This is a genomic window from Paraburkholderia ginsengiterrae (assembly GCF_001645125.1).
GTDB lineage: Bacteria > Pseudomonadota > Gammaproteobacteria > Burkholderiales > Burkholderiaceae > Paraburkholderia > Paraburkholderia ginsengiterrae.
The window spans coordinates 36,376-61,307 of record NZ_LXKA01000232.1 but is presented as its reverse complement, the minus strand read 5'-3'; the positions used below and the strand labels follow the sequence as shown (position 1 = coordinate 61,307).

The following is a 24,932-nucleotide window of genomic DNA, read 5'->3' as shown; positions in this document are numbered from 1 at the left end:
TCCTGCGGCTTCAGTTGTTTTGCGGGTGAGCGTCGTCGAAATGGCGGTCGAACAGGCGCCAGCAGAGCAGCAGGCAACCCGAGGTCAGCACGAACCACGTGAAGATCCACGCATAGATGAATGGCACACCGAACACGTACCGGTCGACTGAAGCGACCCAGGGCAGCAGGCCAATCACGCCGATGTAGGGAATGCCAATTCCGATGAAGAGCTTGAGCATGATGTCTCCTGTCGACCAGAGTTGGCGCTTTAGCGCCTTACTCTGGTCCCATGCAAAGCGGTCGACCAGAGTTGGTGCAAAGCACCTTACTCTGGTCCCACGCAAAGCGCGCTGCGTGATGGATATGTGCGTATCTGCCTGCGTCTTCCGTGGCGTGAGCCATGCACATGGCCATAGCGGCGAGGAACGGGGGCCACAGCAGACGCTTTCAGTATCGGTGGCCGAAATTAAGCATGTGTAGTACCAGCCAGGAGGAATCGCCTGGTCCACATGGCCAGGCGGCCTGATTTCACGGCACAAGTCACGTCAACAGCGCGACCAGCCCGGAACACAGCAGCAAGCCGCTCACGAGGCGCTCCAGCCCGCGCAGCGGCAGGCGCTTGCCCAGCCGCTCGCCGGCGGCGACGCCGAGTGCGAAGACCGGCACGAGCAACGCCGTGGACGAGAGCTGCGGTGCATGAACCTGATGCTCACCGACCAGCAGCGCCACCACGCCCACATAGAGCACCGCGAAATACGCGAGCAGATTGGCCCGCAGCGCGGCGCCCTGGCCAATGCGGTTGAGATAGTAGACGGCGGGCGGCCCGCCGATGCCGCCCAGCGCGGTCAGTGCGCCGCTCATCGCGCCGGCGGTGAAGGTGGGACGCCAGCCGCTATCGTGCAGCCAGCGCCACCCTCTTATATGCATCACGGTGGAAGCGAGGACCGCGACCGCCACAAGCCGGCGAATATCGGCGGCGCTCTCGCTGGCCATCCAGTGCGTCGTCACGGCGGTGCAGCCCATGGCGACGAGCGCCAGCGGTATCACCTTGCGCCAGCGCGCCGCGCCCGCCCAGCTTCGCACGCCTTGCAGCGAGGTCGTAAAGTGAATCAGCACGATCAGCACACCGGCCTCAGGCGCGGGAATCAGCAGCCCGAACAACGGCGCCATGACGAGCGCGCCACCAAATCCGGTAAGACCCTTTGCCATGCCGGCGACGATCGTAATCAGGGCAAGACATCCCAGGATGGCGGGATTGCCGGTCAGATCGGCAAAGTCGGCGAAGTTCATGAGTCGCGGGTACGCAGAAAACGGTGAATCGAAGGTCAAATCGATTGCTACCGTATGCGCACGACGACATCTTCAGGAGAGGGGCCGAATCGTCGCAGCTTTGGGCGCCTGCGCGTAGTGCCAGTCACGACCATTCGATGGTGCCAGCCGCCCGCGTCGTTACGGGGTCAGGTCGCGCAATGGCCGCATACGCCCGTCACGCCTGTCACGCCACGCCAAATGCCGTTTCGAAACGCGCGACGAACCGCTCGACCTCCGTCTCCGGCAGATGATTGATGCCCCCTGCCCGCTTTCTGCCGCCGCCGGTCTCGAAGGTGCGGCAAAAATCGTCGGCGCCGAGCGGCCTGCCCGTTGGCACCCGCACGCTCACGACAAAACCGCCGCCGGATTTTGGCGTCAGCACCGCCAATGCGTGGTCCGGCCGGCTCTGCATCAGTTCGTTGGCAAGCACGCCCGTGGCGCGGCGCGCCCATGCCTCGTGCGGCAGCGTGACCAGCGTGGCGCCGTTGCACGCCCGCTCGGGACACAGCGCCCGCGCCTTGCCCATATCCTCGCGATAGCCTTCGCACAGCGCCGCCAGCACGTTCGTGTCCTGCATGAAATCGACCGGGTCGGCGAACGGCAGCATCGCCTCGGCCAGCGCGGCCGGGTCGAAGTGCAGGTCGTCGACGCATTCGCCGTACGCGTTGTAGTTCAGATGGCGCCCAAGCTCGGCGAACGATGCGATGGTCCGCGGCGCGAGTCCGTGCGCGCGCGCCAGCGCCTCGCCGAGCTGCGGCAGCTCGTCGCCGAACGCCGCCACGATGGCCCAGCGCACATAGCGTCCGCCGAGGTAGCCGTTGACGAGCGAACTCGTGCACACGTCGGGCGCGGTGTTGATATGCGCGTCGAAGCAAGGATGCGCGCACAGATCGCCGGCGAAATGATGGTCGAAATAGCGGACCTGCACACCGGCCTCCAACAGACGCTGCACATCCACGCAATTCTGTTCGTGCGAGACGTCGAGCACGGTGACCCGGTCGCCGGAACCGGCCTCGATTCGCCGCAACAACTGAATGTCGCGCTTGACGCCGGTGACGAGCGCCGCCTGCGGCGCCTCCGCGAGGCGCAATTGTTGTAGCGCGCAGAGTCCGTCCGCGTCACCGTTGAAGGCGAAGACGTGGGCCGCCCCCGTTGCAATGCCGGCATTGCCGGCGTTGCGCGTGCCGCCCGGGTTGTCCACGCCGGCGGCGCGGGTGTACTCGCCGGTGTACTCGCCGGTGTGCTCGCCGGTGTGTTGATGCTTGCCTGCCATACTGTTCTCGGTCACGGTGTGTGTCTTCCGATCGGTCCGGTCATGCCATGAAATCGCCGCCGTTGGCGTCGAGTGTCGCACCGGTAATGACTTTCGCGTAATCGGACACCAGAAATAACGCAGCCCTCGCGCAGTCGTCATCGGTCGGAATGTGGCCGAGCGCGATGTTCGCTGCAATGGGCTCGATGATCTGCTCCTCGGGGATATTGTACTGAGCCGCGGCCTGCCGGACATAGCCCTGCACCGGCGCGCCCCACATCCACCCCATGTGGATGCTGTTGGCCCGGATCCCGTGCGGCCCGAGTTCTCTCGCCAGATATTTGACCGCTACGGCCAGCGCGCCTTTGGACGCCGCGTAGCCGGCTTCGCCCGGAAACGGTTTGCGCGCGGCCTGCGTGTTGATCATAACGATCGCGCCGCTGCCGCGTTTTTTCATGTGCGGCACGATTTCCTGCGTCAGGTTCATGGTGCCGAACACATTCGTGTCGAACACCTCGCGCCAGCCGTCCAGATCGGCGTCTTCGATCGGTTCGGGAAATTTGCCGTGCACGAAAGCGCTGTTCACCAGCGCATCGATCCGGCCGAATTGGCCGATTGCGCGCTCGGCCAGATGCTTGCACTGCTGCTTGTCGGTAATGTCGGCCGTCACCTTCAGCACCTGGCAGTCCACCTCCAGTTCGCGGATCCGCTGTTCCGCCTCGTCGAGTTTCGCCGCGGTGCGTGCGGCGATCACCACGGCGTGCGCGCCCTCGCGCGCCGCTTCGATCGCCAGCTTGACACCGAGGCCCGGACCGATACCCGACACCACGACCACCTTGTTTCGCATGAGCATGTCAAAGACTCCTTTGATAGTTGTCCGAATAGCAGAATTCGAGCGACCGGCTGCGGATGCGCCAGCCGTCGCCAGTCCGCAGCAGTTCGTCCGCATACCAGATGCCGAAGTACACCACCTCCTCCCCGCCGTCCGGTTTGCGCATCACCATCGGGTTGTGGCACAGCGTGCGGGCGGTCGCCGTCGCGCCTTGCAGCCTGATGCTGATGTTGCCCATCATGTGCTGGCTGCGCGGGAACTGGGGCAAGGCCTCGGCCAGAAACCGCCGGGCCTCTTCCAGCGTGCAGCGCGGGCCGCCGGTGGCGCGGTAGTCGATCACGGCATCCGCGGTGAAGATGCGATCCAGCGCGGCGAAATCGCGCGAATCAATCGCGGTGCCGTAGTCGATCAGCAGATCGGAGATGTCGGTTTTATCGAGCAGGTACTGCAGATCGCGCGGCATGGCTTTCCTCTGTACTGACGTTGAATGGAGGGTTCTACGCAGGCGCGTCGCGCCGAGCGATGGGCTAATGCGCCACGTGTGCCACGTCAGCCGGGTCCGCTGCGTCCGCCGCGGGCAGAATGTGGCGCTGACGGTATGGCGCGAAGTCCTGCCTGAGTTGCTCCACGCTGAGTCCGAACTCGGCCAGCGTGTAGCCGTGTGCGGCACGTTTGTCCCGGCTGTTCCCGGCGAGCCATGCGGCCATCGCTTCGCGTACCTCGTTGGTCAACGGCAGGCCGGCAAAGCGGTACACCGACTCGATCACGCCGAATGGATCGGTCACCGTATCCTCGAAACGGATGTCGAGAAAGCGCTCGTCAGGCAACGTGGCGCGCACCTCCATGGCGTGATGAACCGCACGCCGCATTTGCGAGGACCACTGATTACCGACAACTCTGGCATCCGGGTTATCGGCGTACATTTTCCACAGCGTGTGCGCCATGCTGGCCATCGACGGAATGGTCATGGCCGGATCGCGGTGAGTCAGCACCACCTGCGCGCCCGGGAAAACCTTGAACAGCAGTTCCAGCGTGTGCAGATGCTGCGGCGTCTTCAGGATCCAGCGCGACGCGGCCGGCACGCCACGCTGCCGCTTTTGCCATTGCAGGAATTGCAGCATCTTCTTCAGGTATTCGTAGACGGATGTCTGATCCTGCTGCGCCAGCCACGCGGTATAGCTGGGCACGTTCGCGTACGAGTCCATCGCGCACATGAACGAGTGCTCCATCAGCATGAACTCTTCGTCGGGCTGCATCGCGTCGAGCGGGTGTATCGCGAGAATCTGCGGAATATAGCGGATCATCAGATCGACCTCCGCGCACGCCAGGCCGATACGCGACGCCGGATTCTCGAGTGTTTCGTCGTGCCGTGGCGCCGGGTAGCGGGTCTCCCACCACGCCGCCGAATGGAAGCGCGGGTCGACCGCCAGAACGCGTTGCAGCAGCGTAGTGCCGGTGCGCGGCAAGCCGACAATCACAAGCGGATCGTCGATCGACTGCGCGAGAATCTCGGGGTAGCGCCGGCAATAGTCTTCGATCACCAGCCGGTTGACCAGTTGCGCCAGCACCTTGTCGTGCAGCAGCGCTTCGCCTTGCGCCGACAGGTTGGCTTCGCGGTTCAACGAATCGAACAGCACGTCCAGGGCCTCGCGGTAATTGCCGCTTCCGAAATCGGTCAGGCCTCCAGAGCGTTCGATCGCGAGCGCCAGCAGATGATCCACCTCTAGCTTGTGTTCAATGGCAGCGCCGGTTGTCATGCAGCCTCCTCTAGCGTGTTGAATTTGACGACCCGCACAACGGGATGGACAGGCTGCTTCGCGCCCACCCAGCGCAGACACATCGTGCCGTTGCGATGCCCCGCCGTATCGAGCCAATTGGGCTTGCCAGGATCGCGCGCACTGAGCATCAGCGAGACGCCGCCATTGGCGTCATAGCGCGCGGAGTGCTTGTTGATGCAGACGGTGTGGTGCCGGTAATCGAGCGATTCCATCCAGTAGTTATTGATTTGCAGATTCCAGAAGTCGCACTCGGGAACCGAAGCCACGTCGATCACCAGCGCTTCGTCGTCACCGAGCGCCCAGTACGAGTGGTAGTAGAAAATGTTGGGGTCGCCGCCCACTGCCTGGCACACCGCCTGGTCCGCCGGTGGCAGCTGGTTGGCATGACGTTGATAGCCGCCCGCCCAATCCGCGAAAAGACGCGCGGTGTTTTCGACAAAGCCGGCCGCGCGCATCAGGCCGTCGTGCAGCGTCACGGGGTCGAGCGGAGCCGGTTTGTCGGTGGAGCCAAGACGCGTGATCTTCAGTTCAGCGGGTTGCTCCGATTTGCGATCGAGAAAGGTTTGCCGCACCACTAGCGCGTTGGTGCCAGGCTCCATGCGCACCCAGTTGCCTTCGTGCGCTTGCTGGCTTAGCACGATTTCGAAGTTGCCGTGTGCATCGACCGCGAGATGTTTCGCATCCAGGAAGCCGGTCTGGATCATCTTGCCGTCGGTTTCGTAGCCGCCCTTCTGCGTGCCGAAACTCAGATACGCCACCGTGCCCCGCCGCCCGGATACCCGATAGTCATGCGCGCCGTTCAGGCGTGCGTACTGATAGAGATTGTCCGGGTTATCCGCGCCGATCTTCGCGGTTTCATGCGACGGCGAAAAGAATCCGGGAAAATCCGCGTCCGCGAATTCCACGTGCATTTCAAGCGCGATCCGCAACAGCCGGCTCAGATAACGGAAACCCTCGGTGCGGGTCAGCGCATCACCCGGCGCTTCCGCGCGGAGAATCTGCTGCCCGCTGCGCTTTAGCGTGTCGCAGAAATCGGCCCACGTCTGACCGGAAAGGAGTTGCGCTTCGCTGGACTGTGCTGCCATGCCGGACCTCCATCGTGTTCTTGAAAGCGCACGATACAAGTGGTGCGAACCGGCAATCTTCGTCCGACCGGACTAGCCTGGGTTTACCCGTTTTTAGTCCATCCGGACGAGGAACGTGACAGTGCGTCCCTGACATGATGGCCGCGCGCTATGACGCGCGACCATCACTTGCCATGGAGGCTTGCATGTCCGCAGAGCAATACCTGGTTACCTCGATCAAGGTCGAGATCAACGCTCCCGCGTCGCTCGTATGGGACGTGTTGACCGATCTTGCCGCCTATCCGCAATGGAATCCCTATACGGTCAAGGTCGAATCCACGCTCAAGCTGGGCGACCCGGTGAACCTTTACCTGCCGAATCCCGCGGTGCCGGGCGAACTGATTCATGTGGTCGAGCATCTGGCCGCGTTCGACCGCCCGGCGCTGTTGTCTTGGGAAATGACGCCTTCAGCAGGCAATCCAGATGCGGCGCGCCGCGATCAGGTGATCGAGGCCACCGGTGAGGCGAGTTGCACGTATTACTCGACCGACCTCTTCCTGGGGCCGACGGCGCCTGTCGTGATGGCAACGCATGGGGAATGGGTGCGCCAGGGCTTCGATGCGGTTGCGCGCAGTTTGAAGGTGCGGGCTGAGTCGCTTTTTCACGCAGCAGGGGCGATGCAGGCGGGTTAGGCCTGCCACTCCTACCACTTCGTCCGTTGCCGGGGCGGTGGATCCCGGCCTTCCATGCGCGCAATCGCATCGGCAGGGTGCGCCCACGGGCGTTCCCGCCTCGAACTGATCCACAAGGGCGAACCCTGTTTCCTGTACCACTTCAACCCGTTCGCGCGTGAAATCTGCCAGCCCCGATCCGGGCAGGTGCCGTCCGCGATGTCCTCGAAATACAGTCGCTGGGCAACATGGTCACGCCAGATTGGAACGAAAATCCAGATGCCCCAGCAAGGTACGAACGCCAGCAAGACGCCCCCTATCCAGACGACAGCCTTACTGCCGGGCTCCCCGTCGAAAGTCATCCCCATTGCGATCATGATCGCCGGAGACAACATGCTCAGCAGCAGCCAGCGGTAGATACGCCAGAGGGTCCGCGACAAGTAGCGCCATGCTTCTCTCCTGATCTCGTCGCGCTGGTGCCCTCCTCGCAAACAAACCAGATACCGGAGCGGCGGCACAGTCGCGTGATGAAGGTCAGGTCGTCTTCGCCCCATTGCATCACGAAACCGCGCTTGCGATAGGTGCGGTACAGGTTGAACTCGAAGCTGCCGTGGATCCTGTCGAAACCGTGTTCGCGCAGGATCTGCTCGATGATTTCCGGGAAACTCTTGTCAAGGAAGAACCGGCACTTGGGCGTATTGCGCAATAGCGCCAGGCGCGACTCCAGCACCACCTCATAGGTCGTTTCGTCGCGACTGCTGCCGCGCTGGCTGAAGCTTGTGATGACCCCCTGCACACGCCGTTCCGCTTCGGGCTTGAGCGTCGTGAGCGGATTGAACGGGGGCTGGATCACAAACGCAGCAGGCTTGTTCAGGTAGTCGGTGCGTGACAGGTCCGGTTGCGGATGCGTGAACCGGATCGCATACCGACCGGGTTCCCCGATGGCCCGTTCTCCCTCGAATGCAAAAATGTCGGCCAGCTCGGCACTGCTGGCCTGTGGCATGTCGAGATGGTAGTGCCGGTGCGTAAGATCTTTTTTCTGACTCAAGCCCCCTCCTGCTAGACGTTCACTGAATAGCCCAGCAGAACGGTAGCGAACTTTGGGGTCGAATCAAATAGGATTGAACCGAAAATTCGGTCAATTTTTGTCAAGCACGTTAACTTAGCATTACGAAGTTTTATTGGAATACCAAAGTCAGGGTTAATGCCTCGTGAATATGGACGGCCCGACCGCACACAGGTCGATGGCTTGGAGGGGTTGACGCAATTTCAGATCGGATATCGACACATCGCACAGTCCCCGTAACTGGCCCAGTTCGAACTGGAGGTTCGACGCGGCTTCGCGTGCAACGGTTCGTAGCTGCTCAACCAGCGACGCGTTGTCATGGGAAGAAGCGCGAAGGCAGCCGATGGCGACGGCGAGTGCAGCCACGCATGCAACACGCCTATCCCGAGGCGGCCTCGCAGTTCTCTCCCGTAAAAATCGACCCACTCGCGCTGCGCAACCGCTTCATCAAGTCCGGCGCCAACGAAGACAGGACGCCCGCCGGCCGGCTCACAATTGCGCTCGTCAAGTATCACCGCAACGTCGCGGCCGGTGTCGCCATGACCAAGTCTGCTTACGCGGCGGTGGCCCACGATGGCCTGACCTTTCCGCGCTTGCCGCGGAACCGGCCGTTGCCTGATCGCCTCCCGCCCCCGTAAAACGTGCTCACCCATCGCAGATCACGCCGTCCCCTTGTCTTTTTTAGTCCGGTCGGACGAAGAACCGACACCCGCCCGACCGGTACTGTCTCCTTCATGCGCGGCCCTGGCTCTTCGTCACGGGGTCCTGCAAACGACAAAGGAGACTCACGATGTTGACTCACTTGGAGCGGCTGGAGGCGGAGAGCATCCACATCATGCGCGAGGTGGTGGCCGAATGCGAAAACCCGGTCATGCTGTACTCGATCGGCAAAGACAGTTCGGTCATGCTGCACCTCGCGCTCAAGGCCTTTTATCCGGCCAAGCCGCCTTTTACGCTGCTGCACGTCGATACGACGTGGAAATTCCGCGAGATGATCGCGTTCCGCGACCAGACCGTCGAACGGCTCGGCCTTGATTTGCGGGTACACGTCAATCCCGAAGGCATCGAAAAGAACGTCAATCCGTTCACCCACGGTTCCGCGGTTCATACGGACATCTGGAAAACGCAGGGGCTGAAACAGGCGCTCGACCACTACGGATTCGACGCGGCATTCGGCGGCGCACGCCGCGACGAAGAAAAATCGCGCGCCAAGGAACGCATTTTTTCGATCCGTTCCGAACAGCACCGCTGGGACCCGAAGATGCAGCGCCCCGAACTCTGGCGCCTGTATAACGCGCGCAAACGCAAGGGCGAAAGCATCCGCGTGTTTCCGATTTCGAACTGGACCGAGCTGGACATCTGGCAATACATCTACCTGAATCAGATTCCGATCGTGCCGCTCTATTTCGCAAGGGAGCGCCCGGTCGTGGAACGTGACGGCACGCTCATCATGGTCGACGACGAACGCATGCCGCTGCGAAAAAATGAGGTGCCGCAGATGAAGAAAGTGCGCTTTCGCACGCTGGGCTGCTATCCGCTCACCGGCGCGATCGAGAGCGAAGCCGATACGCTGACCGGCATCATTCAGGAAATGCTGCTGGCGAAAACCTCGGAACGTCAAGGACGGCTGATCGACAGCGATTCGGCCGGTTCGATGGAAAAGAAAAAACAGGAGGGCTACTTCTGATGGCACACGTCTCCACGCTGATTGCCGACGACATCGAGCAATATCTGTCGGTGCATCAAACCAAAGGACTGCTGCGTTTCATCACCTGCGGCAGCGTCGACGACGGCAAGAGCACGCTGATCGGCCGGCTGTTGTACGAGTCGAAGATGCTGTTCGAAGACCAGTTGAGCCAGCTCGAAGCGGATTCGAAGAGAGCCGGCACGCAAGGCGGCGAGCTCGACTTCGCGCTGCTCGTCGATGGCCTCGCCGCCGAGCGCGAACAGGGCATCACCATCGACGTCGCCTACCGCTTCTTCTCGACGGATAAGCGCAAGTTCATCGTCGCCGATACGCCGGGGCACGAGCAGTACACGCGCAATATGGTGACCGGCGCCTCCACCGCCGACGTCGCGATCATCCTGATCGATGCACGCAAGGGCGTGCTGACGCAGACGCGCCGTCATAGCTACCTGGTGTCGCTGATCGGCATCCGGCGCGTGGTGGTGGCGATCAACAAGCTGGATATGGTCGGCTACGCGCAGGAGGTGTTCGACAGGATCGAGGCGGAGTATCGGGAGTTCGCCGCCCAGATCGGCCTCGCGCACATCACCTGCATCGCCATGTCCGCGCTGCGCGGCGACAACGTCACGGAACCCAGCGCCAACACACCGTGGTATCGCGGGCCCGCGTTGATGACGTATCTGGAGAGCGTGCCGATCGAAGACGACGCGCAACGCAGCGCCCCATTCCGTCTGCCGGTTCAGTGGGTCAACCGGCCGAACCTGAACTTTCGCGGCTATGCGGGCAACATCGTCTCCGGCGACATCCGCCGCGGCGAGCGCATCCGCGTGCTGCCGTCCGGCAAGGAAAGCCGCATCACGGCCATCATCACCGCGGCGGGCGAATGCGATACGGCAGCGTGCGGCCAGTCGGTCACGCTCACCCTCGCAGACGAAATCGACATCAGCCGCGGCGACGTGATCGCGCGCGCCGACGCGCCGCCGGCGGTCGCCGACCAGTTTGAAGCGACACTCGTCTGGATGAGCGAGGAACCGATGCTGCCGGGCCGTCCGTATCTGCTGAAGATCGGCACACGGCTGGTCGGCGCGACGAGCGCGCAACCGAAATACCGGGTCAACGTCAACACGCTCGACCATATGGCGGCCCGCACACTCGAGCTCAACGAGATCGGCGTGTGCAATCTCAGCCTCGACCAGCCGATCGCCTTCGATCCCTACACGGAGAATCGCGATACGGGCGGCTTTATCGTCATCGACCGGATGACCAACAATACGGTCGGCGCGGGCATGCTGCATTTCGCGTTGCGGCGCTCGCAGAACGTGCACTGGCAGGCCGTCGACGTCGATTGCAAAGCCCATGCGGCGCTCAAGAATCAGACGCCGCGCATTGTGTGGTTCACCGGCTTGTCGGGCGCCGGCAAGTCGACCATCGCCAACCTGGTCGAGAAGAAGCTGCACGCGCTCGGCAAGCACACCTACTTGCTCGACGGCGACAACGTGCGCCACGGTTTGAACAAGGACCTCGGTTTCTCCGAGGCCGACCGGGTCGAGAATATCCGTCGGGTGGCCGAGGTGGCGCGTCTGATGGCCGACGCCGGTCTGATCACGCTGGTGTCCTTTATCTCGCCCTTCCGCGCCGAACGGAACATGGCGCGCGCGCTGGCCGGCCCAGACATGTTCGTCGAGATATTCGTCGACACGCCCATCGACGTCGCCGAACAGCGCGACCCCAAGGGGCTGTACAAGAAAGCGCGGCGCGGCGAACTGAGGAATTTCACCGGCATCGACTCGCCGTATGAGCCGCCGCAACACCCGGAGATCCGTATCGACACCACGGCCGACACACCGGAACAGGCCGCCGGGCGCATCGTCGCGCATCTGCTGGCCGGCGGTCGGCCGGATTAGCACGGCCACCCCGCCCGCGTCGTCTAGATCAAACGGACGACGCGGGCGGCACTCAGGTTCGTATGATTGAGGCGAACCAAGCAACACGAACCTGAGGCCATGTTCCATGGGAGACGCTGGACATGTCGATGCAGCATCAGCCTGATTGCAGCAATACCGCTTCCGATTGCTTCGACGCCGCCGCGCTCGCCCCCCGGCAACTGAGCGCGCTGCTCGGCCTCGTCTATCAGGGGCCGACAGAGACGACGCCATGGTCGAGCCTGCTGGAATGGATCCGGCAGCGGCTCGACGCCAGTTTTGTCACGCTGGTGCTGCGCAATCCGGCAAGCGAGCGGCCCGGCCTGATCGTCAATGCGTCCTCGTACGGGACGCTATTGCCGGGCGAGCCTTCGTACAGCGAACACTACTACGCGATCTGTCCGTTCACCCGCCTCCCGGCGGGTCAGGTGCTCACGGCGGACGAACTGTTCGGCGAAGCCGCCTGGCGTGAGCACGACTTCTATCTGCAATACCTGAAGCCGCTCGATCTGCGCTACATCCTCGCGGCCAACATCCATACCGACGACGGCGTGGAGTGCGCGTTCTTTGTCAGCCGGGCCCATCGCGGCCGCGACTATGACGAGGCCGACAAGGCATTGATCACCATTGTTCTGCCGCATCTGAAACGCGCCGTTGATCTGCACTCCATACTGGATGTGCTCGAATCCGAGCGCACGCTGTACGCGGGCACGATCGATCGCATGCTGGTGGGCTCCGTGATCCTCGACGAACACGGCAAGATCATGAAGAGCAATGGCGCGGCCGATCGCCTGTTCGCGAAGCGCGACGGCATCTATGTCAGCCAGGACGCCTTGCACGCGCACTGTCCGCTGGAAAACCGCAAATTCCAGAAGGCGATCCAGTCGGGCATCAACAACCACCTGATCGCCGCTACGTCATGCGTCGAGGCGACCACCTTGTCGCGGCCGGCGGGCGACATGCCGCTCAGTGTGCTGATCCGTCCCATTCCGCTGAACTATTGCGCCGAGGACAAGCGGCGACGGCCGGCCGTCGCCGTCTTTATTCGCGATCCCGCAGGCTCGCCGAAAAACTCACGCGCCATGCTGCGCAAACTGTTTCGCCTGACGCCGACCGAAACCGAGGTCGCGCTGCTGCTGGTCGATGGCCTCACGCTCGACGAAGCCGCCGACGCGCTCGGCATGACCAAAAATACCGCGCGCGCGCACTTGCGCGGCGTGTTCGCTAAGACCGGCGCGACGCGCCAGTCGGTACTCGTGAAGACGCTGCTCAACAGCGTTGTCTCCATGGTCTGAGCGGGATGAAGTCCGCCAGGCACAGCGGCCGTCTCGCCGCAATTCAGCAGAAGCGCGCTCGTCCACGCTTTGACTCGCGCCGGTCCGGCCCGACACGTGGCAAAATCACCGGCACTGCGGCATTCAGCCGGGAGACCTGCAATGGGCAACAAGACGCAAGGCAAACGCGACGCTGACACGTCCGCTCGAACGGCGGGCGCGCCGGACATTCCCGGACAGGTCGTGCTTGTCTTTCAGGGCGGCGGCGCCCTAGGCGCGTACCAGGCGGGCGTCTATCAGGCCATGCACGACGGCAAGGTCAAACCCGACTGGGTGATCGGCACGTCGATCGGCGCGATCAACGGCGCGATCATAGCCGGCAATCTGCCCGAGCACCGCATCGAGCGATTGAAGCAGTTCTGGAACGGCGTGGCGCGGCATGGCTTTGACGCATTGAGCGGGTGGTGGCCAGGGCTCGCCAACTGGTCGCGCGACCTCGCGATCGTCACGCAAGGCGTGCCGTCTTTCTTCACGCCCCGGCCGTCGTCATGGGCAGGGATTCAGACGCGAGTCGGTTCGGAGAACGCGGCGTTCTATTCGACCGACCCGTTGCGCGAAACCTTGTCTTCATTGGTCGATTTCGATTATCTGAACAGCAAGGCAACGCGGCTGACGGTGGGCACCGTCAATGTCCGCAGCGGACGAATGCGCTATTTCACCAATCGCGATGCGCCCATGGACGTCGAGCACGTGATGGCATCCGCGGCGTTTCCACCTGGCTTTCCTTCGGTGCGTCTTGAAGGCGAATCGTACTGGGACGGCGGCATCTACTCGAACACGCCGCTGGAAGCCGTGCTCGACGACCGCCCACGCCGCAGCTCGGTGATTTTTTCGGTGCAGTTGTGGCCGTCGAACGGACCCGAACCCGAGTCCATCCTGCAGGTCATGAGCCGCCAGCGCGACATTCAGTATTCGAGCCGCGCGGAAAGCCATCTCGACCGGCAGAAGCAGATTCACCGGTTGCGTCACGTGATTCGCGAACTCAGCCAGCACATCCCGGAAGATCAGCGCAAGACGCCGGAACTGCAGGCGCTCCTCGGCTGGGGCTGTGGCACGACCATGCAGGTACTGGAACTCGACGCGCCCGCATTCGATAACGACGACCTGAACCGGGACATCGATTTTTCGTCAGCGGGGATTGAGAAACGCTGGGCCGCGGGCTATGAAGACACGACCCGCCTGCTCGCGCGGGCACCGTGGCGCGAGACCCTGGACCCGATGGAGGGTATCTCGGTGTTTCGGATGGCCTCCACGGACGCTGAGAAATAACGCACGCCATCGCGGGTCGTCGCTGGGCCCGTTGCCGGGCCCGGCATAAGCGCCACTATCAGGCCCATCAGGCCCGCACGCGGATCTGATTGACCACTCCCTCGATGGCATCCAGACACCAGGCGTCCTGCTCCGCCTGGCGCTTTTCGGCTTCGGTCGCCACCCAGCCCGCCAGCGTAATCCGGTGGTTTTCCACATTGATGGTGATCTGCTCGGCACGCACGAACCGATCGGTTTCGAGCACGAGCTGCATGGCGTCGGAGATCTCATCGTCGCCGTCCGTTTCCGCGGGCGCCAACTCCAGCAGATTCACCACGTCACCGCAGCCGCCGACCCACCACGCGGTCACACTCGCGAGGCGCCGGTGCGACAGGCTGATCACCTGGCCCGTCAAGGTCACCACGCCATCGTCGACCGTCACTTCGACCACACCGCTGCCGTCATTGCCCGCCTGATCCATGGTGCCGCGCAGGACTTCGAGCTGACCTTTGACGCGCGCGCAGATCACGCAGTTGCGGAACTCCACCGCCTGCGCCAGCCGTTCGCAAACACGCGTGCGCAACTCGCCGTCGCCGACCGGCGGATTGACGGCGACACGCAGCTGATCGACCAGACGTTTGCCCTCCCCGTGCAACCGGGTCAGTTGCAAAAGGCGCTTCTTCGATGCGACGTCCGGCACCTCGCCTGCCACGGTCAAGGCGCCGTCGTCGAAACTCATATGAATAGGGTGATGCTGGAGCTTCACGTGAGATTCGCGTTCGAAGTCAGCCATCACCTGCTTCAGGACCGTATCGCTGCGTTGCATGTTCCGCCTCGCGCAATGGTTGGACGATTCGGCGTCCTTGATGCCGTACCGCACCGTGGCTGGACGCCTCAGGAGACAACGCTCACATCGGCATACCCTGCATGCGGCGAGCAAAGCGGGTCCGCTCGGCGCTATCCATCAATTCGAGGAATTGATCCGTGCCCATATGAATCAGCTCTTCATGATCGCCGGCTTCGAAATAGATGTCCGGCTGCAGCGCAAGGCTTTCGTCGAGATAGGTGCGCATGCCATAGGCCGTGCAGACCGGCGGCAGCGCGCCCGCGTCGCAATCCTTGAACAGTTCGCGCAGATCGACTTCCTTGGCCAGCACGAGCTTGCGCCCGGTCTTGGCCCACAGCTCTGAGAGCCGCACGGCGTAAGTGGATGGCAGCACGGCCGCCACGTAGCCGTGTTCGTCCTCGAACAGCACGGTTTTGGCAAGGCGGTCACCCGGAATATGCGCGGCCGCCGCGCTTTCGACACTGGAATGGCTATACGGATGATGCACGATTTCGTACTGGGAGCCCTTGCTGCGCAGGCAGTTTTCAAGAGTGGCAGACATTGCCATGACGCACCTCCTCAGGAAGAAACAAGACCGGCGCGGATCGCGCGCGATTCCTTAAGGATAGGTCGCTTTGGCTCGCGTGGGAAAAGCGGCGCGCGGCCGGACCGGGCACGCCGGATGCAGGCAGCCGCTACCGCGCCATGCGCAGATCCGCTATCGCCGCCGCCAGAAAGCGCGCCGCCTCACCGCCGGTGACGACCCGGTGATCGAAGGTCAGGCTCAGCGGCAGGATGCGATGCACGGCGGGCACGCCGGCTTCCGCCACGACCTGCTCGTGAATGCGCCCGGCGCCGAGAATCGCGACCGTGGGCGGCACCACGATCGGCGCCGCATACTTGCCGGCGATCATGCCGAAATTCGACAGCGTGATCGTATTGCCGCGCATTTCCTCCGGCGGAATCTTGCGCGCCCGGATGTCGGCGCGCATGCGGTCGAGGCCGTCGCGCAGATCGGCCGGATCACGCAGCGCAACGTTGCGCAACACTGGCACGAATAGGCCATCCGGCAGATCGACGGCGATGCCTACGTCGATTTTCTCGAGCACGTGGCGCCGTTCCGTGCGTCCGTCGAACCAGGCGTTGAGCCCCGGTTCGGCGCGGCATCCCGCCACCAGCGCGCGGATCAGCCGGATCGTGACGTCGGTATGGGGCTGCCACGCGTGAATATCGGCATCGTCGATCACGGTCGCCGCCGCCACTTCGCTCTGCGCGCGCGCCATGTTCTGTGCCATCGCGCGCCGCACGCCGCGCAGCACTTCGGGTGGCCCCAGTTCGGCGAGGACCTTCGCGACGCGCTGCACGTCCGCCGCCGTAATGACGCCGTCCGGCCCCGATGGCGTGACCATCGTCAGATCGACATCCAGCTTGCGTGCGAGCGCCCGCGCCGCGGGAATCGCCTTGATCACGCCGCGCGCCGCGCCGCTGCCGCTCGCGCCGCCACCAGGCGCGGCCGGCGTTTCCCGCACGACGTGCTGGCCGACCTCCATATGGCCGACCACGGTGCCGGCATCGGCCTCGCCGCCCTCGCCTTCGAAGGCGGCGAGCGGCGCGCCGAGATGCACGACGTCGCCCTTCTGGCCGAACAGCTTCGCGATACGGCCCGATTGCGGCGACGGAATCTCGACGATGGCCTTCGCCGTTTCGACGGACACGAGCGGTTGATCGGCGCGCACCTCTTCGCCGCTAGCGACATGCCATTCGACGATCTCCGCTTCCTGAAGACCTTCCCCGAGATCGGGCAGCTTGAAGACTTTCATGGTTTTACGACGCCTCCAGCGTCTGCCTCACGGCGGCGACGATGCGCTCCGTGCCGGGCATATATTGGCTCTCCAGTCTGTAGAGCGGCACCACCACGTCATAACCGGTGACACGCTGCACGGGGGCGAGCAGCGAGTACAGGCCGTGCTCGGCGATGTTGGCGGCAATCTCCGCGCCCACCCCGCCGGTGCGCGACCCCTCGTGCACGATCACGCAGCGCCCGGTTTTCGCCACCGAGGCGAGAATCGTGTTCATGTCGAGCGGCTTGAGCGTCGCCACGTCGATCACCTCGGCCATCACGCCTTCCTCGGCAAGCAGATCGGCCGTGGCCAGCGTGTCCTGCACGGCACCGCCCCAGCTCACGAGGGTGACGTCAGCGCCCTCGCGCAACGTCAGGCAGGTATCGAGCGGCAGCGCTTCGCCGTTATCCTCGACTGCCTGCCTGAAGAGCCGGTATAGCCGCGTCGGCTCGAAGAAGATCACCGGGTCCGGGTCGCGAATCGCCGCGAGCAGCAACCCGTAGGCGCGCGCCGGCGACGACGGCGTCACGACGCGCAATCCAGGAATGTGCGTGAACAGCGCTTCAGGGCTTTCGGAGTGATGCTCGGGCGCGTGAATCCCCGCGCCGGACGGAGCACGGATGACGAGCGGGCACGTCAGCCGTCCGCGCGTTCGATGCCGTAGACGCGACGCGTGATTGAGAATGTTGTCGATGGCCGGATAAATGAAGCCGCTGAACTGGATCTCCACCACCGGCTTCAGGCCCATGGCCGCCATGCCGATCGCCGTGCCGGCAATGCCGGTTTCCGCCAGCGGCGTATCGAGCACCCGCTGCGCGCCGAAGCGCGTCTGCAACCCGACCGTCGCGCGAAACACGCCGCCGTTCACGCCGATATCCTCGCCGAGCAGCACAACGGCCGGGTCGTGCTCCAGTTCGTAGGCGAGCGCATGATTGAGCGCTTCAACCATGTTGAGGTCAGCCATGGTGGTTCCCCGCGGGCGAAGCGAAGCGCCGCGCCATCTCCAGTTGTTCGCGCAGCGCCACCGGCAAGCTCTCGTACAGGTGATCGAACATCGCGGCGGTGTCCGGCGGCGCGACCGCCAGATAGGCGTCGACGGCCTGCTCGACTTGCGCCAGACAGGCGCGGCCGAGTTGCTCGTCCTGCGCCTTGTCCCACACGTTCATCTGCGTGAGGTACGTGCGCAAGCGCAGCAACGGTTCGTTTTGCCATTGCTGGGTGAGGACCTCGGACTCACGATAGCGTGTCGCGTCGTCGGCTGTCGTGTGGTCGCCCAGCCGATAGCTGAGCGCTTCGATCAGCGTGGGTCCATCGCCGCGGCGCGCTTTGGCGAGCGCCGCGTGCACCACGTGATGCACCGCGATCACATCGTTGCCGTCTACTTGCAACCCGTCGATTCCCGCGGCGATCGCCTTCTGTGCGAGCGTTTGCGCGGCGCTCTGCCGGCTGCGCGGCACGGAGATGGCCCACTGGTTGTTGTTGATCACGATCACGAGCGGCGCCTGCCAGACACCGGCCATGTTCATGGCCTCGTAGAAGTCGCCTTTGGACGTGCTGCCGTCGCCGCAGATCGCCACCGCGACGCGCGGCTCCTGACGCAGTTTGAACGCATAGGCCGCGCCGGCTGCATGGCATAGCTGCGTACCGATCGGCACGCAGTTCGGAAAGTCGTCGCGCGGCACGCTGAAGTCGCTGCCGCGTTCGTCGCCGCCCCAGTACAGCAGGCTCTCTGTCATCGTGACGCCACGCAGCAATTGAGCGGCGTGATCGCGATAGGAAGGAAACAGCACGTCTTCGGCCTGCATCGCACTGGCGATACCGACACCAATCGCCTCCTGCCCCACCGATGACGCGAACGTGCCGAGCTTGCCGGTACGCTGCAGTGCAACGGCCTTCGTGTCGAAGGCGCGTGTCAGCACCATCGCGCGATACAGCGGAAGCAGCGCCGCCGGGTCCCGCGCGAAGCCAGGCAACGGCTGAACCGGTTCGCCGTTGGGGCCGAGGTATTGCGTGCAGCCGATATGAAAACTGGCAGCCGTCGTCATGACCACCCTCCATGTTCGTTCAGATATCGTATACGCGCCGGAGTTCGCGGGCACGAGCGCTACCGCACGAAGATGGCCGCGCTCATGCATGATGCGATTCCGGCCGCAGGCGCGATTGACGCGATGCACCACCGGATGAAGGGTCGCGCGCCGGCGTGCAGTTCCGGCTGCCCGGCTGGATGCCCGGTTGGATTGCGTGCTCATTCACGTCGTCACAAGGATCCTGATGCCCCGTCTCGATTGGCTTAGCCGCCTGCTGGTCATGATGCCCGTGACCGGCCAGCTCGAAATCCGCTGCTCGTTCGGCGCGCCATGGCGCATCGCATACGAACGCTCCAATCCCGGAGAGATGCCCTATCACGTCGTGGTCAGCGGGTCGGCTCTGCTGGAGATTCCTGGCGCGGGCGCCCCTCAGCATCTGGTGGCAGGCGATATCCTGCTGCTGTCTCACGGCTCGGAGCACGTGTTGCACGACGGCAGCGGCGCAGCGCCCTCGCCGACGCGCACGCGTGACGACCTGAACGTGGAAATCAGGGAAAACGGCGGAACCGGCGAGCACCTCGACATGCTCTGCGGCCGCTTCGTGCTCACGCCTCCGCACGATCGCCTGATGCGCGACTATTTCCCCGCCGCACTCGTGGTACGAACCGCCGCGCAAGACGATGCCTCGAAGCAGCCGGCGACCGCGTCGCAACTGGCAAGCCTCGTCGGATTGATTCGCGCGGAGTCGACTGCAATTAGCCTGGGCGGCCACGCCATGCTCAACGCGCTGTCAGCCGCACTGTTCGCGCTGACCTTGCGCACGGCCAGCGAGTCGAATGCGGTGCCCTCCGGCATGCTGGCACTCGCCGCCAACCCTCGCCTCGCGCCCGCTTTGACGGCCATGTTCGACGATCCTGCGCATCCTTGGACCCTCCCCGAGCTGGCGCAGCGCTGCAATATGTCGCGCGCCACGTTGATCCGGCAGTTTCAGGACAGCGTCGGGCGCTCGGCCAATGATTTGCTGACCGATATCCGGATGACCCTCGCGGCCAACGAATTGAAGAAGCCATCGACTTCCACCGAAACCGTGGCCGAAGTCGTGGGCTATCAATCGCTGGCGGCGTTCCGGCGTGCGTTCACGCAGCGCATGGGCATGACGCCGGGGGACTGGCGCCGGCTCGCGCGTGGATCGGAATGAGGTGTTGAGGCGGCCGCCCGATTAATCAGGCATGCAGAACACCTGCGGTGAAAGGAGCAGGCGCTGCCAGGCAACGCCCGCCCCTGCCGCGCGTTACTTGACCGGAGGGAAGTCCACGTCGGTATCGTTGATGCGATTGAAGGTGTTCGTGAACACCGTCAACGCGATAGCCAATGTGATCTCGACCAGTTGCGCGTCGGTGTAGCCGGCCGCCTTGATCGCCGCGAACTCAACCGCAGTGATCGTGCCGCTGGTTTGCTGCAGGTTTCTCACGAAGCGCACCAGCGCGTCACGCTTTGCATCCCCGGTAGGCTGGCCCGCGCGGATCAGCTTGAGTGTCTCCAGCGAAAGACCCGTCATCTTGCCCAGCATCGTATGCGCGGCCACACAGTAGTCACAGCCGGTGAGCTCGCTGACCAGCAGCTTGATCGTTTCCCCATCCTGCTTGCTCAGCGTGCCCGCCGCCAGCACGCCTTCGGCGCTCAGGTACGTCTTGAGCACGTCGGGCGACAGCGCGCCTAGCGCGGCAAACAGATTGGGAACGCTGCCAGCGGCCTTCCTGACCTGGGCATAGACTTCGGCGGTGGCGCCGGTGGCGGTCGAAATAGCGGGTATGGCGATACGACTCATGGTGTTGCTCCTGTAACAGGTGGGTAGGAGTCTCCACTTTAAGCCGCAGATGTGATCCTTATAAGGCCGTAAAATCTCTATAAAATGCTCATTCGTATCATTTCCTCGTTGACTGGCATCTATTTCCGTTCGCAGAACGTATCGGTAAATATGGTGTAGACGGACCGCCTATCTGTAGGACAATATAACGTGACTGGTCGCAACGCCCGAACGGGACAGACGACCGAACATCGACCAAACGGGGCAGAATGGACAGCTTGCTGATAGGGCCGGCTACGCGCAAACAGGTCGTCGTTGCGAGCACGTGCGCGTTACTCGTTCTGCTCGCGTTGACCCTCGCGGGCCAGCACGCTCGCGAGACGCTGCCGGCCGTCGCGCCCTTCATGCCCATGTGTGCGCTCACGGTGTTCACCACCTCGGGCATCGCCGCGTTCCTGCTCGGCGCCCGCTTCACCGTCACGCAACAGCCGATGCTCGGCGCGCTCGGCGGCGCCTACGCGTTCACTGCCATTACCGTCGCTTTGCAGCTGCTGATGTTCCCAGGGGTATTCACGCGCACGGGTCTGTTCGGCGCGGGGCCACACAGTGCGGCGTGGATGTGGGTCTTCTGGCACGCGGGATTTCCGCTGCTCGTGATGGTGGCCGCGCTCGTACGCGATCACCTGCCGGGCAGGCCGGTCACGCTGCGCTCTATCGATCGCTGGACGTGGGCGCTGATCGGTCTTCCAACCATGCTTGCCGCGGCATTAGGCATCCTCGTCATTCAGGCGAACCTGGCAGCGCCTTTTTACGCGGCACCCGACGTGGATGCGCTCCCAGGCGGCCGACTCGGATTCGTTATCTGCGCGCTCGATGTGCTCGCCATCGTCGTGGTCCTCATCAAAGGGCGGCTGCTGACCGTGCTCGATCTATGGGTCACGATCGCCCTGCTGGCGTCGTTTGCAGACGCCAGCCTGAATCTGCTGACGGCGGCCCCGTTCACGCTTGGCTGGTACGTCGCGCGCGTCTTCAGCATGCTGGCGCCCGGCACGCTGGTCTGCCTGCTGGTCTGGGAAGTGACCGTGCTCTACCGCGAATTGTCCGTGGCGCACGCTTCCCTGTTGCGCACGTCCACACGCGATGCGTTGACGCGCGTGTACAACCGCAGCTACTTCAACGAACAGTTCCGCAAGGAGTTCGACCGTGCGACGCGCAACGGTCAGCCGCTCTCGCTCGTCATGGTCGATGTCGACAAATTCAAGGATTACAACGACGCCTTTGGCCATCTTCGGGGCGATGCCTGCCTTGGCGCGATTGCCAAAGCGCTCGCCGGAGTCGCGCGGCGGTCGAGCGATTTCGTCGCCCGTTACGGTGGCGAAGAGTTTGTGCTGGTACTACCGGACACGAAATCGGACGAAGCATCGGCCATTGCCGAGCAGGCGCGGCTCGCCGTCATGCATCTGGGTCTGCACTCGCCCAGCGAGGCCGGTCAGGTCACCGTCAGCGCGGGTTGCGCAACCAACGAATACAACACACCGGGCACGCCCGACGCGCTCGTGCAGGCGGCCGACGCCGCACTCTACGAGGCGAAAAGGACCGGACGCAATCGGGTCAGGTCCATCGCGCCCCCGCAATAACCCCCATCACTCCCCTTGCACTGGCAGGCAAGCGGATCTGCGCTGTCGGGCAAGCGCCGGCCGGCCCGTCGGCGATATCGTTGTCTCACCCCGCAAAGCCTGCCGCCCCCTCCGAGGCGCGGCAACATTCCAGGAGACGACGATGGAAATCAAGCCGAAGGTCCTTGAGGAAGCTGTTCACCTGAACGACCTCCCCTGGAAGGCGTTCCCCGATGCGCTTTCCCATGGCGGCATCCGCTGGAAGATGCTGCACGCGTCGCCCGAGATGGGTGCCTGGACGGCCATGTTCGAGTGCCCGGGCGGCTCCTCCTTCAATGCCCACTTCCATGTCGGGCCCGGCGAATATCTTCTGACAAAAGGCCGCATGGATGTGCGCGGCGGTGTCGAGCATGGTGGCGACACCGTCGTCGCTCCCGCCTATGGCTACGAATCCGCGAACGCCCGGCACGACAAGACGTTTTTCCCGGTCGACAGCGAGTTCTACATGACGTTCCTCGGCCCGCTGCTCTTCATCAAGGAGGACGGCACGCCGATCGTCAGCGTGTCGTGGGACGAAGCGCAACGCGCCTACGCGAGCTGAGTGCGCTCTGAGCCCACCCTGAGACCGTGCCCGCAACAGCGTGTTTGCGGGCTCCGCAACCGGTTCCTGGAGAGATAGACCATGACCCATGCCTCAACACAGATCGACGATGCCACCCTGCAAGTGTTCGACCATCATCTGGGCGCGTTCGCTCAAGGTCTGGACGAACTGCTGAAAGACTACGGCGAGAGCTCGACGATCATCACGCCGGACAAGACTTATCGTGGTCTTGCGGAAATCCGTGCTTTCTTCAAGGCGTTCATCGATAGCGCCGATCCCGCCTTCTGGCCGGCGTTCAAGGTCACGAGCAAGAGTACGGCTGGCGATGTCGCCTATCTGGCGTGGGAGGCGAAGCCCTGGGTAACACTTGCCACCGATACGCTTGTCGTTAGGGAAGGAAAGATCGTTGTCCAAACTTTCACCGCCGTCTCCGGCTGAACGCCACGCCGGCATCCGCCTAACCTGGAAGAAAAAATTGGCCAAGATCATTCACTCCATGATCCGCGTTCACGACCTTGACCGGTCGTTGCAGTTCTACAAGGCTGCGCTCGGACTCTCGCCCAGCCACCGTCTGGACTTCCCTGACTTCTCGCTCGTGTATCTGCGCAATGAAGAGAACGACTTCGAGATCGAGCTTACGTGGAACAAGGGGCACGAGCCGGCCTACACGCATGGCGATGGCTACGGGCACGTTGCGGTAGCCGTCACCGGCGTCGAAGCCGAGCGCGAGCGAATGGCGGCACTCGGCATCGATCCGACCGTGGTGAGGGAATTCAAACGGGGCGACGAATTGCTTGCGCGTTTTTTCTTCATTCAGGACCCCGATGGCTACAAGATCGAGGTGCTGGAGCGCGCAGGGCATTACGTGTGATGCGGTGCAGTGGCGCATCGGGCGCGCCACCGCCGCGTAGTCAGATAACGTCCGCGCCTGCCGTGCCGCTCAGCGCCGCGCGGCGCACGTCGCCAGGTGAAGCGCCGTACCGCTCGCGGAAAGTCCGGCAGAAATGGCTGACCGAATTGAAGCCCCAGCGGAACGCGATTTCGGATATTTGCAGGCGCCGGAAGGCGGGATCGACCAACGCCTGCCGGCAGATACGCAGACGATTGCTCAGAATAAATCCTGAGACGGTCATATCGCTGCGCTGGAACAGCATATGCAGATAGCGCAACGAAATGTGGTTGGCCTCGGCAATGCGTGTCGGACTCAGGTCTTCCTCATGCAGGTGCTGCAGGATGAAGTCCTTCACGCGCTGCAGCATGGCCGCGCTCGCATCGAACGTGGCCGAGGGTTGCTGGCCTGAGAGCGCAATGCCTAGGAGTTCGAGCGTGGAGCGGCTCACGGACGCCTGAACATTCTGGTCGAGGCTGTCGATCTGATTCGACAGGGCCAGCAAGTGGACCGCCAGCAGCGAGCCGACGCCCGTACGGCTTTCGATCCTGCCGCCCGACGGCGGCTGCTTGCGTTCGGGCAAACGCTCCCGCATCAACGTCCATGGGATCATCAGCGTCACCTTGTGCAGCCGCTCGAGCACCTCGAACTGCACCACCTGGTCAGTCGTCCATACCACGAGGTCGCCCGATGTCACCTCTACCCCGGCATCGCCGATCCTGAACCGCTCACGGCCGCTCGTGGTCAGCTGGACGCCCACGTACAGGTCGTCGTCGCGACGTACCTGAGCGCGTGTCCGTTCTCCGACGCAAGGGTCGCATACCGTCTCGACGATGCCCGCGCCGGCGAAGTCGTGCTGCTTCACGCGCGCATAGAACGTTGCAGGCAAGCGTTGCGGAACCTGCCAATCCCGGTAGCTGTGACTCAGTACATCCTGCCACGCGTCGGTGCGATCGCTCGCGGGAACCCGGTCGATCGACCATTCGGTAAAAGCATTTTGCAAAGCTGTCTCCTGTCTCCGGCCGCAGCGGCTCTTCGGCTGGTCTTCTATTGGCGACGTTTACGCCATCTCCTGAAGAATTTGCTACGACCCGGCTCTGGAGGGGAATACTACCCTCTTCCACTCAGGTCTGCTGCATGCCTCTGGCGGCCATAAGCTCAGGCGAGTGCGCTACACGG

The 24,932-nt window shown here is 63.4% G+C and carries 26 protein-coding genes and 1 pseudogene; 12 read left to right on the top strand and 15 right to left on the bottom strand.

Annotated features, from left to right (window positions below; genetic code table 11):
- Window positions 1-10 precede the first annotated feature (10 nt).
- The 7 genes from A6V37_RS18620 to A6V37_RS18590 all read right to left on the bottom strand — a co-directional run bounded on the left by A6V37_RS18620 (window position 11) and on the right by A6V37_RS18590 (window position 6,239).
- Window positions 11-220, bottom strand: coding sequence for a DUF3311 domain-containing protein (locus A6V37_RS18620; RefSeq protein ID WP_064267851.1), 210 nt, complete (start codon window positions 218-220; stop codon window positions 11-13).
- 301 nt (window positions 221-521) lie between these two features.
- Window positions 522-1,271, bottom strand: a complete 750-nt coding sequence (locus A6V37_RS18615) for a sulfite exporter TauE/SafE family protein (protein ID WP_064267850.1) — start codon at window positions 1,269-1,271, stop codon at window positions 522-524.
- Between the two features lie 205 nt (window positions 1,272-1,476).
- The gene (locus A6V37_RS18610; protein WP_242665796.1) at window positions 1,477-2,565 is read right to left on the bottom strand and encodes a DHH family phosphoesterase; all 1,089 of its coding nucleotides are present in this window, start codon (window positions 2,563-2,565) and stop codon (window positions 1,477-1,479) included.
- 40 nt (window positions 2,566-2,605) lie between these two features.
- The gene (locus A6V37_RS18605) at window positions 2,606-3,397 is read right to left on the bottom strand and encodes an SDR family oxidoreductase (protein ID WP_064267849.1); all 792 of its coding nucleotides are present in this window, start codon (window positions 3,395-3,397) and stop codon (window positions 2,606-2,608) included.
- 1 nt (window position 3,398) lies between these two features.
- On the bottom strand, window positions 3,399-3,839 hold the full coding sequence (locus A6V37_RS18600; protein WP_064267848.1) for a nuclear transport factor 2 family protein: 441 nt from the start codon (window positions 3,837-3,839) through the stop codon (window positions 3,399-3,401).
- A 64-nt stretch (window positions 3,840-3,903) separates the two neighbouring features.
- A complete protein-coding gene (locus A6V37_RS18595) occupies window positions 3,904-5,133 on the bottom strand; it encodes a sulfotransferase family protein (RefSeq protein WP_064267847.1) in 1,230 nt (409 codons plus the stop codon).
- Window positions 5,130-6,239, bottom strand: coding sequence for a DUF1214 domain-containing protein (locus A6V37_RS18590; RefSeq protein WP_064267846.1), 1,110 nt, complete (start codon window positions 6,237-6,239; stop codon window positions 5,130-5,132). The genes A6V37_RS18595 and A6V37_RS18590 overlap by 4 nt, the downstream gene beginning before the upstream one ends.
- Window positions 6,240-6,424: 185 nt before the next feature.
- Between A6V37_RS18590 and A6V37_RS18585 the strand changes: the two genes are divergently transcribed.
- Together A6V37_RS18585 and A6V37_RS40805 are read left to right on the top strand one after the other, a co-directional pair.
- On the top strand, window positions 6,425-6,910 hold the full coding sequence (locus tag A6V37_RS18585; RefSeq protein WP_064267845.1) for an SRPBCC domain-containing protein: 486 nt from the start codon (window positions 6,425-6,427) through the stop codon (window positions 6,908-6,910).
- 54 nt (window positions 6,911-6,964) lie between these two features.
- The gene (locus tag A6V37_RS40805; protein WP_131799865.1) at window positions 6,965-7,306 is read left to right on the top strand and encodes a hypothetical protein; all 342 of its coding nucleotides are present in this window, start codon (window positions 6,965-6,967) and stop codon (window positions 7,304-7,306) included.
- Here the strand turns inward: A6V37_RS40805 and A6V37_RS18575 are convergent.
- Window positions 7,287-7,937 (bottom strand): phage late control D family protein, encoded by a 651-nt coding sequence (locus A6V37_RS18575; RefSeq protein WP_064267843.1) that lies wholly within the window; start codon window positions 7,935-7,937, stop codon window positions 7,287-7,289. The genes A6V37_RS40805 and A6V37_RS18575 overlap by 20 nt on opposite strands.
- A gap of 386 nt (window positions 7,938-8,323) precedes the next feature.
- Between A6V37_RS18575 and A6V37_RS18565 the strand changes: the two genes are divergently transcribed.
- The 5 genes and pseudogenes from A6V37_RS18565 (at window position 8,324) to A6V37_RS18545 (ending at window position 14,167) form a co-directional block, all read left to right on the top strand.
- Complete coding sequence (locus A6V37_RS18565) at window positions 8,324-8,593, top strand: beta/alpha barrel domain-containing protein (protein WP_064267841.1); 270 nt, start codon at window positions 8,324-8,326, stop codon at window positions 8,591-8,593.
- A gap of 146 nt (window positions 8,594-8,739) precedes the next feature.
- A pseudogene (gene cysD / locus A6V37_RS18560) lies at window positions 8,740-9,642 on the top strand (sulfate adenylyltransferase subunit CysD); the annotation flags it as partial.
- Window positions 9,642-11,546, top strand: a complete 1,905-nt coding sequence (cysN, locus tag A6V37_RS18555) for a sulfate adenylyltransferase subunit CysN (RefSeq protein WP_064267839.1) — start codon at window positions 9,642-9,644, stop codon at window positions 11,544-11,546. The pseudogene cysD and the gene cysN, both read left to right, overlap by 1 nt.
- A gap of 128 nt (window positions 11,547-11,674) precedes the next feature.
- A complete protein-coding gene (locus A6V37_RS18550) occupies window positions 11,675-12,859 on the top strand; it encodes a helix-turn-helix transcriptional regulator (protein ID WP_082904862.1) in 1,185 nt (394 codons plus the stop codon).
- Between the two features lie 141 nt (window positions 12,860-13,000).
- Entirely contained in the window at window positions 13,001-14,167 is a 1,167-nt protein-coding gene (locus A6V37_RS18545; RefSeq protein ID WP_064286193.1) for a patatin-like phospholipase family protein, read from the top strand.
- 67 nt (window positions 14,168-14,234) lie between these two features.
- Here the strand turns inward: A6V37_RS18545 and A6V37_RS18540 are convergent, their stop codons facing one another.
- The 5 genes from A6V37_RS18540 to pdhA all read right to left on the bottom strand — a co-directional run bounded on the left by A6V37_RS18540 (window position 14,235) and on the right by pdhA (window position 18,858).
- Window positions 14,235-14,972 (bottom strand): BON domain-containing protein, encoded by a 738-nt coding sequence (locus A6V37_RS18540; RefSeq protein WP_064286192.1) that lies wholly within the window; start codon window positions 14,970-14,972, stop codon window positions 14,235-14,237.
- A gap of 82 nt (window positions 14,973-15,054) precedes the next feature.
- Window positions 15,055-15,540, bottom strand: a complete 486-nt coding sequence (locus A6V37_RS18535) for an aminoacyl-tRNA deacylase (protein WP_064267836.1) — start codon at window positions 15,538-15,540, stop codon at window positions 15,055-15,057.
- 127 nt (window positions 15,541-15,667) lie between these two features.
- Window positions 15,668-16,792 (bottom strand): dihydrolipoamide acetyltransferase family protein, encoded by a 1,125-nt coding sequence (locus A6V37_RS18530; RefSeq protein WP_064267835.1) that lies wholly within the window; start codon window positions 16,790-16,792, stop codon window positions 15,668-15,670.
- A 4-nt stretch (window positions 16,793-16,796) separates the two neighbouring features.
- Complete coding sequence (locus A6V37_RS18525) at window positions 16,797-17,777, bottom strand: alpha-ketoacid dehydrogenase subunit beta (protein WP_064267834.1); 981 nt, start codon at window positions 17,775-17,777, stop codon at window positions 16,797-16,799.
- The gene (gene pdhA / locus A6V37_RS18520; protein ID WP_064286191.1) at window positions 17,770-18,858 is read right to left on the bottom strand and encodes a pyruvate dehydrogenase (acetyl-transferring) E1 component subunit alpha; all 1,089 of its coding nucleotides are present in this window, start codon (window positions 18,856-18,858) and stop codon (window positions 17,770-17,772) included. Before pdhA ends, A6V37_RS18525 begins: the two co-directional genes overlap by 8 nt.
- A gap of 226 nt (window positions 18,859-19,084) precedes the next feature.
- Here pdhA and A6V37_RS18515 point away from each other — a divergent pair, with 226 nt between their 5' ends.
- Window positions 19,085-20,038 carry an AraC family transcriptional regulator gene (locus A6V37_RS18515; RefSeq protein WP_064286190.1) on the top strand — a complete coding sequence of 318 codons (954 nt, stop codon included), beginning with the start codon at window positions 19,085-19,087 and terminating at the stop codon, window positions 20,036-20,038.
- Between the two features lie 93 nt (window positions 20,039-20,131).
- Here the strand turns inward: A6V37_RS18515 and A6V37_RS18510 are convergent, their stop codons facing one another.
- Window positions 20,132-20,668, bottom strand: coding sequence for a carboxymuconolactone decarboxylase family protein (locus A6V37_RS18510; protein WP_064267831.1), 537 nt, complete (start codon window positions 20,666-20,668; stop codon window positions 20,132-20,134).
- A 248-nt stretch (window positions 20,669-20,916) separates the two neighbouring features.
- Between A6V37_RS18510 and A6V37_RS18505 the strand changes: the two genes are divergently transcribed.
- The 4 genes from A6V37_RS18505 (at window position 20,917) to A6V37_RS18490 (ending at window position 23,735) form a co-directional block, all read left to right on the top strand.
- Window positions 20,917-22,284, top strand: coding sequence for a sensor domain-containing diguanylate cyclase (locus A6V37_RS18505; RefSeq protein ID WP_064267830.1), 1,368 nt, complete (start codon window positions 20,917-20,919; stop codon window positions 22,282-22,284).
- 142 nt (window positions 22,285-22,426) lie between these two features.
- Window positions 22,427-22,864 (top strand): cupin domain-containing protein, encoded by a 438-nt coding sequence (locus A6V37_RS18500; protein ID WP_064267829.1) that lies wholly within the window; start codon window positions 22,427-22,429, stop codon window positions 22,862-22,864.
- A gap of 81 nt (window positions 22,865-22,945) precedes the next feature.
- Window positions 22,946-23,302, top strand: a complete 357-nt coding sequence (locus tag A6V37_RS18495) for a nuclear transport factor 2 family protein (RefSeq protein ID WP_064267828.1) — start codon at window positions 22,946-22,948, stop codon at window positions 23,300-23,302.
- Window positions 23,303-23,339: 37 nt separating this feature from the next.
- A complete protein-coding gene (locus tag A6V37_RS18490; protein ID WP_064267827.1) occupies window positions 23,340-23,735 on the top strand; it encodes a VOC family protein in 396 nt (131 codons plus the stop codon).
- Window positions 23,736-23,775: 40 nt separating this feature from the next.
- On the opposite strand, the gene A6V37_RS18485 is transcribed toward A6V37_RS18490, so the two are convergent.
- Complete coding sequence (locus A6V37_RS18485) at window positions 23,776-24,756, bottom strand: helix-turn-helix domain-containing protein (protein ID WP_064267826.1); 981 nt, start codon at window positions 24,754-24,756, stop codon at window positions 23,776-23,778.
- Between the last annotated feature and the right edge of the window lie 176 nt (window positions 24,757-24,932).

What these genes read in the sequence shown, in the direction of transcription:
- cysN (WP_064267839.1), top strand. Translation starts at nt 9,642, where the DNA reads ATGGCACACGTCTCCACGCTGATTGCCGACGACATCGAGCAATATCTG.
- A6V37_RS18535 (WP_064267836.1), bottom strand. Translation starts at nt 15,540, where the DNA reads ATGGCAATGTCTGCCACTCTTGAAAACTGCCTGCGCAGCAAGGGCTCC.
- A6V37_RS18590 (WP_064267846.1), bottom strand. Translation starts at nt 6,239, where the DNA reads ATGGCAGCACAGTCCAGCGAAGCGCAACTCCTTTCCGGTCAGACGTGG.
- A6V37_RS18500 (WP_064267829.1), top strand. Translation starts at nt 22,427, where the DNA reads ATGGAAATCAAGCCGAAGGTCCTTGAGGAAGCTGTTCACCTGAACGAC.
- pdhA (WP_064286191.1), bottom strand. Translation starts at nt 18,858, where the DNA reads ATGACGACGGCTGCCAGTTTTCATATCGGCTGCACGCAATACCTCGGC.
- A6V37_RS18515 (WP_064286190.1), top strand. Translation starts at nt 19,085, where the DNA reads ATGCCCCGTCTCGATTGGCTTAGCCGCCTGCTGGTCATGATGCCCGTG.
- A6V37_RS18565 (WP_064267841.1), top strand. Translation starts at nt 8,324, where the DNA reads ATGCAACACGCCTATCCCGAGGCGGCCTCGCAGTTCTCTCCCGTAAAA.
- A6V37_RS18620 (WP_064267851.1), bottom strand. Translation starts at nt 220, where the DNA reads ATGCTCAAGCTCTTCATCGGAATTGGCATTCCCTACATCGGCGTGATT.
- A6V37_RS18550 (WP_082904862.1), top strand. Translation starts at nt 11,675, where the DNA reads ATGCAGCATCAGCCTGATTGCAGCAATACCGCTTCCGATTGCTTCGAC.
- A6V37_RS18525 (WP_064267834.1), bottom strand. Translation starts at nt 17,777, where the DNA reads ATGGCTGACCTCAACATGGTTGAAGCGCTCAATCATGCGCTCGCCTAC.
- A6V37_RS18605 (WP_064267849.1), bottom strand. Translation starts at nt 3,397, where the DNA reads ATGCTCATGCGAAACAAGGTGGTCGTGGTGTCGGGTATCGGTCCGGGC.
- A6V37_RS18505 (WP_064267830.1), top strand. Translation starts at nt 20,917, where the DNA reads ATGGACAGCTTGCTGATAGGGCCGGCTACGCGCAAACAGGTCGTCGTT.
- A6V37_RS40805 (WP_131799865.1), top strand. Translation starts at nt 6,965, where the DNA reads ATGCGCGCAATCGCATCGGCAGGGTGCGCCCACGGGCGTTCCCGCCTC.
- A6V37_RS18610 (WP_242665796.1), bottom strand. Translation starts at nt 2,565, where the DNA reads ATGGCAGGCAAGCATCAACACACCGGCGAGCACACCGGCGAGTACACC.
- A6V37_RS18540 (WP_064286192.1), bottom strand. Translation starts at nt 14,972, where the DNA reads ATGCAACGCAGCGATACGGTCCTGAAGCAGGTGATGGCTGACTTCGAA.
- A6V37_RS18530 (WP_064267835.1), bottom strand. Translation starts at nt 16,792, where the DNA reads ATGAAAGTCTTCAAGCTGCCCGATCTCGGGGAAGGTCTTCAGGAAGCG.
- A6V37_RS18600 (WP_064267848.1), bottom strand. Translation starts at nt 3,839, where the DNA reads ATGCCGCGCGATCTGCAGTACCTGCTCGATAAAACCGACATCTCCGAT.
- A6V37_RS18545 (WP_064286193.1), top strand. Translation starts at nt 13,001, where the DNA reads ATGGGCAACAAGACGCAAGGCAAACGCGACGCTGACACGTCCGCTCGA.
- A6V37_RS18585 (WP_064267845.1), top strand. Translation starts at nt 6,425, where the DNA reads ATGTCCGCAGAGCAATACCTGGTTACCTCGATCAAGGTCGAGATCAAC.
- A6V37_RS18615 (WP_064267850.1), bottom strand. Translation starts at nt 1,271, where the DNA reads ATGAACTTCGCCGACTTTGCCGATCTGACCGGCAATCCCGCCATCCTG.
- A6V37_RS18495 (WP_064267828.1), top strand. Translation starts at nt 22,946, where the DNA reads ATGACCCATGCCTCAACACAGATCGACGATGCCACCCTGCAAGTGTTC.
- A6V37_RS18595 (WP_064267847.1), bottom strand. Translation starts at nt 5,133, where the DNA reads ATGACAACCGGCGCTGCCATTGAACACAAGCTAGAGGTGGATCATCTG.
- A6V37_RS18510 (WP_064267831.1), bottom strand. Translation starts at nt 20,668, where the DNA reads ATGAGTCGTATCGCCATACCCGCTATTTCGACCGCCACCGGCGCCACC.